General features: G+C 60.1%; 10 protein-coding genes, 1 tRNA gene and 1 pseudogene. 8 read left to right on the top strand and 4 right to left on the bottom strand.

Going from position 1 to position 13,424, the window contains the following annotated elements; translation table 11 throughout:
• Positions 1 to 176: 176 nt before the first annotated feature.
• A pseudogene (locus BM074_RS01760) lies at positions 177 to 2,272 on the bottom strand (catalase).
• A 69-nt stretch (positions 2,273 to 2,341) separates the two neighbouring features.
• Entirely contained in the window at positions 2,342 to 2,677 is a 336-nt protein-coding gene (locus tag BM074_RS01755) for a DUF427 domain-containing protein (RefSeq protein ID WP_091919366.1), read from the bottom strand.
• A gap of 147 nt (positions 2,678 to 2,824) precedes the next feature.
• Here BM074_RS01755 and xth point away from each other — a divergent pair, with 147 nt between their 5' ends.
• Entirely contained in the window at positions 2,825 to 3,598 is a 774-nt protein-coding gene (gene xth, locus BM074_RS01750) for an exodeoxyribonuclease III (RefSeq protein ID WP_091919365.1), read from the top strand.
• A 12-nt stretch (positions 3,599 to 3,610) separates the two neighbouring features.
• Here the strand turns inward: xth and BM074_RS01745 are convergent, their stop codons facing one another.
• Entirely contained in the window at positions 3,611 to 4,243 is a 633-nt protein-coding gene (locus BM074_RS01745; protein WP_175498856.1) for a glutathione S-transferase family protein, read from the bottom strand.
• A 222-nt stretch (positions 4,244 to 4,465) separates the two neighbouring features.
• On the opposite strand from BM074_RS01745, the gene BM074_RS01740 reads away from it, so the two are divergent.
• The 6 genes from BM074_RS01740 to BM074_RS01715 all read left to right on the top strand — a co-directional run bounded on the left by BM074_RS01740 (position 4,466) and on the right by BM074_RS01715 (position 10,664).
• Complete coding sequence (locus tag BM074_RS01740) at positions 4,466 to 5,587, top strand: pyridoxamine--pyruvate transaminase (RefSeq protein WP_244532709.1); 1,122 nt, start codon at positions 4,466 to 4,468, stop codon at positions 5,585 to 5,587.
• 16 nt (positions 5,588 to 5,603) lie between these two features.
• Positions 5,604 to 7,217 carry an ABC transporter substrate-binding protein gene (locus BM074_RS01735; protein WP_091919361.1) on the top strand — a complete coding sequence of 538 codons (1,614 nt, stop codon included), beginning with the start codon at positions 5,604 to 5,606 and terminating at the stop codon, positions 7,215 to 7,217.
• An 87-nt stretch (positions 7,218 to 7,304) separates the two neighbouring features.
• Positions 7,305 to 8,285 (top strand): ABC transporter permease, encoded by a 981-nt coding sequence (locus tag BM074_RS01730; protein ID WP_091919359.1) that lies wholly within the window; start codon positions 7,305 to 7,307, stop codon positions 8,283 to 8,285.
• Positions 8,282 to 9,097, top strand: a complete 816-nt coding sequence (locus tag BM074_RS01725; RefSeq protein WP_091919357.1) for an ABC transporter permease — start codon at positions 8,282 to 8,284, stop codon at positions 9,095 to 9,097. The genes BM074_RS01730 and BM074_RS01725 overlap by 4 nt, the downstream gene beginning before the upstream one ends.
• Positions 9,094 to 9,894, top strand: coding sequence for an ABC transporter ATP-binding protein (locus BM074_RS01720; RefSeq protein WP_091919355.1), 801 nt, complete (start codon positions 9,094 to 9,096; stop codon positions 9,892 to 9,894). The genes BM074_RS01725 and BM074_RS01720 overlap by 4 nt, the downstream gene beginning before the upstream one ends.
• Complete coding sequence (locus tag BM074_RS01715) at positions 9,891 to 10,664, top strand: ABC transporter ATP-binding protein (protein ID WP_091919353.1); 774 nt, start codon at positions 9,891 to 9,893, stop codon at positions 10,662 to 10,664. The genes BM074_RS01720 and BM074_RS01715 overlap by 4 nt, the downstream gene beginning before the upstream one ends.
• A 243-nt stretch (positions 10,665 to 10,907) precedes the next feature.
• On the opposite strand, the gene BM074_RS01710 is transcribed toward BM074_RS01715, so the two are convergent.
• A tRNA-Pro gene (locus BM074_RS01710) sits at positions 10,908 to 10,984 on the bottom strand.
• 190 nt (positions 10,985 to 11,174) lie between these two features.
• Here BM074_RS01710 and BM074_RS01705 point away from each other — a divergent pair.
• A complete protein-coding gene (locus BM074_RS01705; RefSeq protein ID WP_244532708.1) occupies positions 11,175 to 13,418 on the top strand; it encodes an AGE family epimerase/isomerase in 2,244 nt (747 codons plus the stop codon).
• Positions 13,419 to 13,424: the final 6 nt, after the last annotated feature.

The following is a 13,424-nucleotide window of genomic DNA, read 5'->3' as shown; positions in this document are numbered from 1 at the left end:
CCACCCCACCGTCATTCTTGGCCTATGTCCCGATTGACCCACAGGTAGGTGTGGCATGTACAACCAAGGAGCGCGCACGGGTAATCTATCCGGGACCTAGCCAGAGCATGGCGGTGGAGAGGATCGTGCAGAGGGGAAACAATTGTCAACGCGCTTCCGTCTCCACTGGCTTTCGCCTAGGCGAGCATCCTCAGTTTCGGCTCGCGGTCCCAATAACGCTTGGTAGCGGCATCGGTGAAGCCTTTTTCAACCGGCACGACGCCTGCATCGTCCTTGATACCGGCGGCGTCGAGCAAAGCCTTGGACGAGGCCGTATAACCGATCGCCTTGAGATGGCCGAAGGCGTCCATTACCCACTGTTTTGCCGCTCCCTCATTTGCCAGCCTGCCGGCAGCATCGGCGGAGACGATAACCGCGACAGCGTCGAACAATTGCGACGGCGTACCGAGCAATTGACCATCGGCTTTCATTGTATCGCCATTGGCTAGTTTGGCGCCACCGATCTTTGGCGCGACGATGACGGGTTTGCCGCCTGCCTGCTTGACTGCATTGGTAAGCGCGCCGAGCGCCGCGGCATCGCTGCCGCCATCGATCAGGATACCGACCGAACGTCCGTCAAGCGTGGGTTTCATGTTTCCGTGGATGCTGAGAGCAGGTGAGGGCTCCATGTCGAGCGGCGCGCGTGCGGCCTCCGACTTTTCCGGCAATTCGATGCCAAGCCCGTTTGCCACGCGCTTGGCGAGATCTTCGTCAACGTTGCGCAAGTTTGCGACCATGCGGGGCGGTACCTGCGCAAGGGTTACTTTCGAGAGCTCGAACACGAAGGACGAGGCAATGTGCGCCTGTTCGGAAGGCTGCTGCGAGCGCCAGAACAATCTTGCCTGGCTGTAGTGATCGGCGAAGAGTTCAGCACGTATCCGCAATTTGCCGCCGGTTTCCGCTTGATCGGTCCGGCCTTCTGCAGTCGTAAACCCGGTGACCGGACATTCGCGCGGCCCGCCTTCCTCGCCATGCGCGGCAAGGCTGTTGGGTTCGTAGTTGGCGCGTCCTTTCGGAACATTCATCTGCATCTGGCCATCGCGCTGGAAATTCATCACCGGGCATTTCGGTGCATTGATGGGAAGCTGATGGAAGTTGGCTGTGCCAAGCCGCGATTTTTGCGTGTCGAGATAGCTGAACAGCCTGCCCTGAAGCAGCGGATCGTTGGTAAAATCGACACCCGGGACGATGTTTGCCGGGCAATAGGCGACCTGTTCGGTCTCGGCGAAGAAGTTGTCAGGGTTGCGATCGAGGACGAGCCGTCCAACTCTGCGCACCGGAATGACTTCTTCAGGAATGATCTTGGTCGGGTCAAGCACATCGTAGGGCTGGGCATCGGCGAACTTCTCGTCGAAAAGCTGCAGGCCAAGTTCCCATTCGGGGAAATTTCCGGATTCGATTGCTTCCCACAGATCGCGCCGGTGATAGTCATTGTCCGCCGCTTGCAACTTAAGGGCCTCGTCCCACACGGTCGATTGCAGACCGAGCTTGGGCTTCCAATGGAATTTGACAAAGGTGGATTCGCCCTTGGCATTGACGAGACGGAAGGTGTGGATGCCGAAGCCCTCGATGGTGCGGAAGGACCGGGGGATGGTCCGGTCAGACATGGCCCACATCAGCATGTGCGTCGTTTCGGGCATGAGCGAGGCCCAGTCCCAGAACGTATCGTGGGCGCTGCCTGCCTGCGGGAACGCGCGATCGGCCTCCATCTTCACAGCATGAACGAGGTCGGGAAATTTGATCGCGTCCTGGATGAAGAGATCGGGATGTTGTTGCCAACGAGGTCCCAGTTCCCTTCCTTGGTATAGAACTTGACTGCGAACCCGCGCACGTCACGCGGTGTATCGACCGATCCCGCACCTCCAGCCACGGTGGAGAAACGGGTAAACACCGGCGTCTTCTCGCCCTTGCGCTGAAAGAGGTCGGCCTTGGTGATGTCGGCAAGGGATTCGTAGAGCTCGAAATAGCCATGTGCCGCCGATCCGCGCGCGTGCACGATGCGCTCGGGGATTCGCTCGTGGTCGAAGTGGAAAATCTTCTCGCGAAGGACGAAGTCTTCGAGCAGGGTCGGTCCGCGTTCCCCGGACCGCAAGCTGTTCTGGTTGTCGCTGACGTGAATGCCCTGGTTGGTGGTGAGGTGCCCCTCGGCTCCATGCGGGCCTTTTTCGGGCACGTGCTGATGGGTTTCACCGCCATTACCCCGGTCGGTGACGAAATTGTTTTCCGTGGCCATGGTACCATCCTCGTTTTCGGTGGGAATACTTCCTAACGAAGGGTAGGCGCCAAGGTTCCAAGCGGCGTCCTATTCGAACCTGACTTTCCTCTGGTCGAACGCGCCATAACCGCGGATGGCCGCGACCTCCGGCTTCGGCTCCTCATAGGACCACATGGCATCGTCCGAGGCCTCGCCCTGACCGAGCACACGCCAATAGGACGCGGTGCCTTTCCATGGGCACTCCGTGTGCGTTTCGGTCTTTTCGAGATGGACGAAATAGATGTCGTCGAAGGGGAAATAGAGGACCGGCTCATGTCCGGGCTCGTGCAGTTCGACTGCGTGATCGCTCGACGCTATCACGACGTCGTGGAACCGGACCGTTACCGGCTCCGGATGCGGATTGATGGTGATGCCGCGATTCATATCCTGCTCCTCGGTTGATTTCGTCCACGTCTTTCAATGCAAAAGCAAAAAGCTGCGCCGAAGGTTCCGCATTCGCTTGGCAAGAACGCTTGGCGGCGGTCCGAAATGATGTAGAAATCATATGGGAGCGGGCAACCAGGATCGCCAGTGAAGATCGCCACATACAATATCAACAATATCAACAAGCGACTGTCGAATCTTCTGCATTGGTTGGAAACGTCCGCGCCGGATGTCGTCTGCTTGCAGGAGTTGAAGTGCGAGGATGCGAGCTTTCCGGCAGAGGCGCTGCGCGATGCCGGATATGAAGCGGTCTGGAAAGGCCAGAAATCATGGAACGGCGTTGCGATCCTTGCGCGCGGCGCCAAGCCGATCCTCACGCGCGACAGGCTGCCGGGTGACCCCGAGGATGTGCAAAGCCGCTACATCGAGGCAGCGGTGAACGGCGTTCTGATCGCGTCGATCTATTTGCCGAACGGGAACCCGCAACCCGGACCGAAATTTCAGTACAAGCTCGCCTGGTTCAAGCGGCTGCATCAATACGCGGCGGAACTTCTCGAAATGGACATACCGGTCATCCTCGCGGGTGACTTCAACGTGGTACCGACCGATTTCGATATCTACAATACGCGCTCGTGGATGGACAATGCCTTGCTGCAACCGGAGAGCAGGGAGGCATTCGCCAAGCTGTCGGCGCAAGGGTGGGTCGACGTCGTTCGCACGCTTTATCCGGAGGAGCCGATGTACTCATTCTGGCACTATATGCGCAATGCATGGGATCGCGATGCGGGTTTGCGGCTGGATATGCTGATGGCATCGCCCGCGGCCTATGAACGGGTGACGGATGCGGGCGTCAACCGCGACGCGCGGAGCTTGGCCAATGCAAGCGACCACGCGCCTACCTGGGCCGAATTCGAAGATTGAAGCTTTTCCTTGTCACGAATCAGGGAAATTCCGCTTCAGGATCGATTCGAACTGGGGAAGGCGGGAGACATTGTCGGCAATGGTGTTGAGCTTGGGCAACGCCTTGGCGAAGGCTTTCTTGCCCGGCCGCCAATGCCGCATGACCGCAATGTAAAAATCGACAGCCGAAAGCCTCTCTCCAAGAAAATAGGGGTCGTCGGCGACCTGCTCGACGTTTGCCCACAACTCCATCCGGTATTGATCGATGGCATCCTTGTATGGCTGGCTTTTTGTCTCGGATATTTTCCAACGGTCGGGATCGTCGGCGAACGTTGTCGTCGGATAAATCTCGCTGTTGATATAAAGCAGCCAGCGGAGGAACGCCGGACGCTGGGGATCGCTGGATGAGGGCACGAAGCGTTGGTCGGGGAAGGCATCCGCGAGGTGGAGGATGATCGCCGCACTCTCGGTCATAACGCTGCCATCTGGCATGATAAGCGTCGGAACCTGACCAAGCGGGTTGAGTTCGAGCAGACGGTCCCGGTCCGGTCCGGGTTCGAGGTAGGGGATTTCTTCGAGTTCGAACTCTGCCTGGGCTTCGCGCATGGCGAGTTCGACGATCACCGATCCACATCCTTCCGAACCGATCAAGACATATTTGCTCATGATGCCGTCCTGTTTTCTTGCCTGGGCCAGGGGTTTACTATGGCGAACAAATGATGCCTGCGCCAGAAAGTTCCTTGAGAGCCGAGCCCCGGTTTGTAGCTTCGAAATATTCGCATTGCCGAACGGCCAAGGATTGAAAGAGTTTTCCTTGGTTTCCGGCATTCGGCAGAATATGGTCTGCGTCGGCGACAGAGCATCGATGAGGACGGGACGAGTTCGGCAGTGCAATCCAGGCTTCCCATTCCGCCAATGATGCTGACGACCGGGCCGGTCCCGGTTTACCCCGAAGTGCTCCAGGCAATGGGTCGGCCGGTGATTTACGATTATCACCCCGCATTCCAGACCTATTATGCCGATGTCATCGATAAACTGCGCAGGGCCATGCGGACCCGGCTCGCGCCAGTCATCATGCAGGGCGAGGCGATCCTCGGTATCGAGGCGGCCGCTGCGGCGCTGATCGAAAAGAGCGACATCGTCCTCAACCTCGTATCTGGCGTCTACGGCAAGGGCTTTGCCGCCTGGGCGGCGCGTTATGGCAAGGAGGTCGTCGAGCTTGCCGTTCCATTTGACGAAGTGATCGATACGGAGGCGGTTCGCCAGGTACTGCGGCGCCGGCCGGAGATCACGGTCGTTTCGGTCTGTCACCACGATACGCCATCCGGTACGCTCAATCCCTTGGCCGAGATCGGCAAGGTCGTCGCTGAACACGGGGCTTACCTCATCGTCGATGCCGTTTCTTCCTTTGCCGGCCTTGATGTCCATCCCGACGCCGTAGATGCGGATATTTTCATCACCTCGCCGTCGAAGTGTCTCGGCGCTTCGCCGGGCCTCAGCCTCATTTCGGTAAGCGAGCGTGCCTGGCAAAAGATTGAGGCGAACAGGGACGCGCCGCGCGGCTCGTTCCTCAGTCTCCTTGGGTGGAAGGACGCGTCGGAGCCTGGACGAAGCCTCCCCGTAACGCCGTCGATCTCGGAGATATACGGGCTAGACGCCGCGCTCGATCGCTATTTCAGTGAAGGCGCCGAAAATGTCTGGGCCCGCCACGCACAAACGGCGGCGATTATGCGCGATGGCTTAAGGCAAATCGGTGTCCAGCTTTGGCCGAAGCGCGAGGAATGGTGCGCGCCGACGACGACCGCATTTTGCGTGCCCGAGGGCTGGAGCGATGCCGCCCTGCGCGACCGGCTGCTCGATGATCACGGTATTCTGGTTTCGCTCGGCCGCGGCGAAACCGCCGGCAAGGTGCTGCGCGTCGGCCATATGGGCGCCTCCGCCGAACCTTCTTTTGCCCGCGCCGCCGTCAAGGCCCTCGACGAAATCCTGTCCAATCGAACTTCCACCTGAGCCGGAGAGGTTACCAATGTCCCGCATCATCCTCAATCGACGCGCATTTCTTGCTGCGACCGCCAGTGCCGGTGCAATCGCCGCTCTTGGCGGCAAGGGCTGGGCGGCGGAGCAGCCGGTCAAGGGCGGCCGTTTGATCGTCGCCGGTGATAGCGAACCGGCCAATCTCAACCCGGCTATCGTTGCATCGAACGGCGTGTTCTTCGTTGCCAGCAAGGTCATCGAACCGCTCGCCGAGCAATCCTACGAGGGCAAGGACGGGCTTTCGCCGCGCCTTGCGACGTCATGGGAGGGGTCACCCGACGGATTGTCGGCGACATTCAAACTGCGCGAGGGAGTGACCTGGCATGATGGCAAGCCGTTTACCTCCGCCGACATCGCATTCTCCGCGCTCGAAGTCTGGAAGAAATTACAGAATCTCGGCCGCGTGGTGTTCAAGAACCTCGACAGCGTCGATACGCCTGATGACCACACGGCTATATTGATGTTTTCGCAGCCGACACCGTTCCAGCTCATTCTCAATGCCCTGCCGGTCGTGACCTCCGTGGTGCCGAAGCATATCTATGAAGGCACGGACATCGCAAAGAATCCCGCCAATCAGCAATTGGTCGGCACGGGACCCTTCAAGTTTGGCGAGTACAAGCCGGGCGAGTATTATCTCCTCAAGCGCAACGACGCCTATTGGCAGAAGGACGAGCCCCTGCTCGACGAAATCGTCTATCAGTTCCTTCCCGATCGCGCTGCCGCCGGCAATGCGCTCGAGGCGGAACAGATTCAGCTTGCAGCTTTTTCCGCGGTTCCGCTTGCCGACCTCGACCGGATTTCGAAGGTGCCGGGCCTCAAGGTCTATGCCAACGGCTATGAAGGCCTGACTTATCAGCTCATCGTGGAAATAAACCATCGCCGCAAGGAACTCGCCGACCTCAAGGTACGCCAGGCAATCGCCCATGCCATCGACCACGACTTTGTGGTGAAGACGATCTTTCTTGGCTATGCGAAATCGTCATCGGGCCCCGTACCCGCCTATGACAAGACGTTCTTTGAACCCGATGTCACAAAATATGCTTTCGATCCGGCGAAGGCGGAGGCGCTGCTTGATGAAGCCGGCTACAAGCGCGGCGCTGACGGAAACCGCTTCACCCTTAAACTGTTACCGGCACCGTTCTTCAACGAAACCAAACAGTTCGGCGATTATCTTCGCCAGGCTTTGGCCAAGATCGGGATTGACGCCCTGATTGTCAGCAACGACACGTCAGCCCACCTGAAGGCGGTTTATACAGACCATGACTTCGACATTACGGTGGCGACCCCCGTCTACCGCTCAGATCCTGCAATCTCGACGACGATCCTGTTTGAGAGCGGTCTGCCGGCCGGGGTGCCCTTCTCCAACCAGTACGGCTATGCCAATGCCGACATCGACAAGCTGATCAAGGACGCTGCCTCGACCATCGATGCAGACAAGCGGGCAGGGCTCTACAAGGAACTGCAGAAGAAAGCTGCCGACGATCTGCCGTTGATCAATGTCGCCGAATTCTCGTTCATCACGGTTGCGCGCGACTCGGTGCAAAACGTGTCGGACAATCCGCGCTGGGCAGTTTCCAACTGGTCGAACGTTTGGGTGAAGCCATAGCAGCCACAGGAACCGCTTCAATTTCAATGGCAAAACCTCTAGCCTAGTGCTGGAATCAATCGCACACGTCGCCCGACCGGAGTAATCTTGCCGCCTCTCGTTTCCCTGTTGCTGAAACGTCTGCTCGGCGCTCTTCCTGTCCTGGCGATCGTTCTCGTCGGCAGTTTCCTGCTGCTTGAGGCGGCATCGGGCGATGCGGTCGATTCTTACGTCGCGCGTTCGGGCACGCTCGACGCCGAGCAGTTGGCGCAATTGCGCCAGGAGTGGGGACTCGACAAAGGTCCTGCATACCGGTTCAAGGCCTACGCCACCGCACTCGCGCAGGGAGACCTCGGCTGGTCCACCGCATATCAGCGGCCGGTCGGCTCGGTGATCCTCGAGCGCCTGCCCATTACCCTCCTGTTGATGACCCTTGCCACGACGCTGGCATTTTTCATTGGATCCTTGCTAGGCGTGATTGCCGGCGCCAGTCCCGGTTCGATACGCGACCGATTTCTTTCGGTCACCTCGCTGGCGATTTATGCCGTTCCGGGTTTCTGGCTGGGCTTGGTGCTTATCGTAATTTTCGCGGTCGATCTGCGCTGGCTGCCTGTCGGCGGCATCGAGTCGATTGCTTCCGGCAAGTCGGGGTTCACCCGTATCGGCGATATTGGCGCGCACCTGATCCTGCCCGTCACCTCGCTCGCCATGGTCTACCTCGCCCTCTATTTGCGCCTCATGCGCGATCGCATGGGCGAAATCTGGCATGAGCCATTTGTGCAGTCGCTGCGGGCGCGCGGCATCGGCCATTGGCGTATCGTCTGGCGCCATGTCGCCCGCAACGCGGTGCTGCCGGTCGTCACCATGCTCGGGCTTCAGGCGGCGGCCATGCTCGGCGGCAGCGTCGTCGTCGAGAGCGTCTTCGCCATCCCCGGCTTTGGCCGCCTTGCCGCCGAAGCGGTGGCGCGGCGCGACACACCGCTGCTCCTCGGGATTATTCTTTGCAGCGCCATAACCGTCATAATCGCCAATCTTCTCGTCGATCTGGCCTATGGCAAGCTCGATCCGCGCGTGAGGACCGGCCGATGAATGCCTGGCGCAATCTCAACGGCGAAGGGCGGATCGGCGCGGTAATCCTGATGGCGCTCATTCTCATGGCGCTGCTGGCGCCCATCCTAGCGCCGGGGGATCCCTTGGCGATCAGCGGCGAACCGTTGCTTCGCCCCTTCGCCGACGCAGCCCATCCGCTCGGGACCGATCGGCTCGGCCGCGACGTCCTCGCTGGCCTGTTGCACGGGACGCGCACCACGCTGCTTGTTGCCTTCTTTTCGGCCGCCGCGGCACTCATCGTCGGCAGCGTCGTCGGCACGCTGGCGGGTTTTCTCGGCGGTATCGCCGATGCGATCCTGATGCGGATCACCGAGGCTTTCCAGACCGTTCCCGGCTTTCTGCTGGCGCTTGCCGCCATCAGTGTTACCGGGCCCAGCGTGCCGACGCTCATCTTTGCAATCAGCCTCGGCACCTGGACGCAAGCGGCTCGCGTCACCCGTGCCGAGGTTCTGTCGTTGCGCGAACGTGATTTTGTCGCGGCGGCGCGCACGCTTGGCATGCACCCGCTCGAGATTGCCTTTCGTGAAATTCTGCCCAATGCATTCGGGCCGGCAGCATCGCTTGCCGCTATTTCCGTCGCCGCCGCCATCCTCATCGAGGCGGCCCTGTCGTTCCTCGGCTTCGGCGACCCCAATCGCGTGACCTGGGGGAGCATGATTGCGGAAGGGCGCACTGTTCTTCGCTCCGCGCCATACCTTTCCATCGTCCCGGGAATTGCGCTTGTCGTTACTGTCCTTGCCGTTCATTTGCTCGGCCGTGGCTTGTCGCGCTCAGAAAGGCTGCAGCCATGAGCAAGCCCTATTTGCATATAGCAGGCCTCGGCGTGCGTTATGACGCGGACGTTGCTCTTGAAGATATCTCGCTCGAGGTGAGCCAAGGTGAAAGGCTCGCGCTCATCGGCGAAAGCGGTTCCGGGAAATCCACGCTGGCAATGGCGGTCGCCGGGCTTCTGCCCGAGGGGGCAAAGGCGACAGGGTCGGTTGATTTTTCCGCACTTGGATACAAGCCAAGACCGGGCAAGGATATTGGTGTTCTGTTCCAGGATCCTAATGGCAGTCTTGACCCGGTGATGAATGTGGGTGACCAGATCGCTGAAGTTGCGATAATCCACCAGGGGATTGGCTGGATTGCCGCCCGGGTCCGCGCCGCCGAATTGCTGGGGGCGGTCCAGATTTCACGTCCTCTCGCTCGGCTTAACAGCTATCCGCACGAATTTTCTGGAGGCCAGAAGCAGCGTATCGCCCTTGCCATCGCGCTTGCGGGAAATCCTTCGCTGCTCATCGCCGATGAGCCGACGAGCGCGCTTGATACCATCGTACAGCGACACATTGTCAATCTGCTCGATCGGCTGGTCAGGGACAATGGGCTGACGCTGATCTTCGTCACGCACGATATCGCGCTGGCATCGGAGCGCGCCGACAAGATCGGCGTGCTCTATAAAGGAAGGCTCGTGGAGTTCGGTTCTGCGGCAGACGTGCTCGGCGCGCCCCGCCACCCCTATACGCGTGCGCTTGTCGACACGCACATTTCGCTCGATACACCGCGTAGAAAGCGCCTTGCCGAAATCGATACGGCAGGTCTCGAATGACGTCGCCCACTCCGATCCTCGAAGTCAAAAATATCAGCAAACGCTTCGGCGATCGCGGCGGGGCTGGCCTGCGAGATATAAGTTTTGTGCTCGCTCCGGGCGAAACGCTGGCCGTGGCCGGTGCCTCCGGTTCGGGCAAGACCACGCTCGCGCGCCTGATCATGCGCCTTGCCGACCCGGACAAGGGGTCCATCCATCTGGCCGGGCAGGATATCACCGCCTTGAGCGGCGAGCGTCTGCGCCGGCGTCGCAGCCGATTCCAGATGGTATTCCAGGATCCGCTCGCGGCTTTCAATCCACGCGCCACCGTCCGCGATGTTCTTGAGGACCCGTTGCGCTTGCATGGACTTGCCAACCCCGGCGACTATGGCGCGACGATCGGCGCCGCACTCGAGCGCGTCGGACTCGGCACAGATTTGATCGATCGTCCGCCACGTCAGCTTTCAGGCGGCCAGCGGCAAAGAGTGGCGATAGCGAGGGCGATCATGACCAAGCCGGAACTGATCGTTTTGGACGAGCCCGTATCCGCGCTCGATGTTTCGGTGCGTGCCCAGATCCTTAACCTGCTCCTCGATCTGAAGGAGCAAACCGGCGTTGCCTACATCTTCATATCGCACGACCTTGCCGTCGTCCGCGCTTTCGCCGAGCGCTTGATCGTGCTGGACGAAGGGCGAATCGTCGAAAGCGGCGATACGGATACGGTGCTCAAAGCGCCAAAAACCGAGACCACGCGTGCGTTGATCGAGGCTGTTCCGCGGCTCATATTTTAGAGCGCGCAAACATTCGCGAATGCTTGGCCGCTTGGTCTACAGCGGAGGCACGTAGAACAGATATGCACCAATGACCGTAAAGATGGAAAGCAGGATAAGAGTAGCGTCGTTCACATCAATAACCCCTTATTGATCACGCCATTCTAGCAAAGCTGCACCGCAATGGATTTACACCACTGTGGGCTAACCTCATGGGGTTAAGGGATTTGTTCTGGCCACAATGGAAATCGGGCCTGATTCAACTGGTCGGAGTGAGAGGATTCGAACCTCCGACCCCCTGCTCCCGAAGCAGGTGCGCTACCAGGCTGCGCTACACTCCGTAACCAGTGACGCGCGGTATATACCGTCCGGTCTCGGTACCTGCAAGTCGTTTCTATCCACTTTTTGATAAGGCTCTGGAAACCTTTTTCCGAGCGTCCTACGCCTTATTTTCCTCTGTGATCGCCTTCCAAACTCCTGTATCGATTGGCATCAAGTCTTCAATGCGTAGAAAGTGCGGGGCTGCGTTCGATGGCGGCGGAAAAGCAGAAGATCATCAGCTTCGTCATGAGCGGCGGTGTTGGTTCGCGGCTATGGCCGCTTTCGCGCGAGGATTTTCCGAAGCAGTTCCACAATCTTTCCGGTCAGGGCTCAATGCTGTTGCGAACGGTCCGGCGCATGAGCGCGCGGGCAAACGACACGGCCGTACCTGTCTATCTTCTCGCCTCGGAACGACACGCCGCGCGCATCCAGCATGATCTTGCTGGCGTCGACCTCGCGGGTGGGCGGCCGATCCTCGAGCCGATGGGCCGCAACACTGCCTCGGCCGTGGTGCTTGCCACCGAAGTGACCTTGCGGGAGCATGGCGACGACCTTGTGCTCGTCGTGCCTTCCGACCATGAGATCACCACCGATCGCGATTTCTGGAACACCGTTGAAGCCGGCGTTGCCGCGGCAAAAGCCGGGCGGATCGTTGTCTTTGGCATCAAGCCGGACCGTCCCGAGACCGGCTTCGGCTATATCGAGGTCGGGGCGACGGGCGAGGGCACGCGCGATGTCGTGCGCTTTGTCGAAAAGCCGAACGAAGCCAAGGCCAGGGACTATCTGGAATCGGGCAATTTTTTGTGGAATGCCGGCATTTTTCTTTTCCGTGCCAGTGCCATGCGCGCAGCCTTCAAAACGCACGCTGCGGAAATATGGGACAAGGCCGTCGCCGCGCTTGATGCTGCCGACACCAATGTTTCTGGCACCTATCTTCCCTATGAGCTTTATGCCGAAGTGCCCTCGATTTCCGTCGACTACGCCATCATGGAACGGGCTTCGGGTATCGCGCTCGTCCCGGCGACCTTCCGCTGGAACGACCTCGGCTCCTGGCAGTCGTTGCTCGATGTCGGTTCGGTCGACGCCAACGGCAACGTCATCGTTGGTGATGTCGTCGCCATCGACTGCGAGCACAGCTATCTGCGCAGCGAAGGCGGGCTGCTGTCTGTCGTGGGCCTGCGCGACACCGCTGTTGTGGCGACGGCGGATGCAACCTTCGTCGCACCGGTCAGCGAAAGTCAGAACGTGCGCAAGATCGTCGAGCAACTGGAAAAGTCGGGACGGCTCGAAACCAAGTTCACCCCTTCGCAAGACCGTCTTCCTCAGGTCGGCGCCTATGCCAACCGCGTGCGCCACTGGCTGTTCAGTGAGACGCTGCCGCTGTGGTCGACCGTCGGCGTTGATGAGCGTTTCGGCGGATTTCACGAGGCGCTGTCCTTCGAGGCGACGCCGGTTGCCAAGCCGAAACGCATGCGCACCATCGGCAGGCAGATCTATGCCTTTGCCGTCGCCCACGAAATGGGCTGGGACGGCCCGGCAGCGGCGCTGATCGATCACGGGATCGATTTTATCACCAGGAACGGCCGTACCGACCGCGGCGGCTGGGTCAAGACCTTCAACCCAGACGGCAGCGTGCTCGACGCCACGGAAGATGCTTATGACCAGTCCTTCGTCCTGCTGGCGCTTGCCCATGCGCATAAGGCTGGCCATTCGGGAGCGCTCGCGCTCGGCACCGAAACATTTGCCTTCATCGACGAGTATCTCGCCGATGCGCGCCTGACCGGCTTTCTGGAAACCCCGGACGGCAAGGGCCTGCGCCGCTCCAACCCGCACATGCACCTGCTCGAAGCGTTTCTGGCCTGGTATAATGCCACCGGCAATCGCGACTATCTGCAACGGGCGGCCCGCATCGTCGACCTTTTCCGCCACCACATGTTCGATGCGGAAACCTGGACGCTGGGCGAGTACTTTACCAATGATTGGGAGCGGGCGCCCGGCGAGGAAGGCGAGTGGACCGAACCCGGCCACCACTTCGAATGGGCTTCGTTGCTCGTCAATTTCGCCGCCGCATCCGGGCAAAAGGATCTTGTCCGCTTTGCGCGCAAGCTCTATTCCTCGGCCATTGCCAACGGCCTCAACCGGGCGACGGGCCTTGCCTATGGCGCCGTGTCGCGCCATGGCCTGCCGCTCGACACCAATTCACGCAGCTGGCCGCAGACTGAAGCTGTGAAGGCGGCTATCGCGCTCGACGGCAATGGCGGCCCGAATTTGAAGCCGGAGATCGAGGCGCGTGTGGGCCGGCTGTTCCGCTGGCACATCGAACCGGCGCCGAGGGGGCTGTGGATCGATCTCATCGACGAGACCGGCCGCGCCAAGGCGGAAGACGTTCCCGCCTCGATCTTCTATCACCTCGTCTGCGCGCTCACCCAATACGTGGATTATGTCGGCAAGTAGCGGTCA

The sequence above is a fragment of the Phyllobacterium sp. CL33Tsu genome (assembly GCF_900113985.1).
GTDB classification, from domain to species: Bacteria; Pseudomonadota; Alphaproteobacteria; order Rhizobiales; family Rhizobiaceae; genus Phyllobacterium; species Phyllobacterium pellucidum.
The sequence above is the reverse complement of the archived record's forward strand: the minus strand, read 5'-3'. Positions and strand labels throughout refer to the sequence as shown.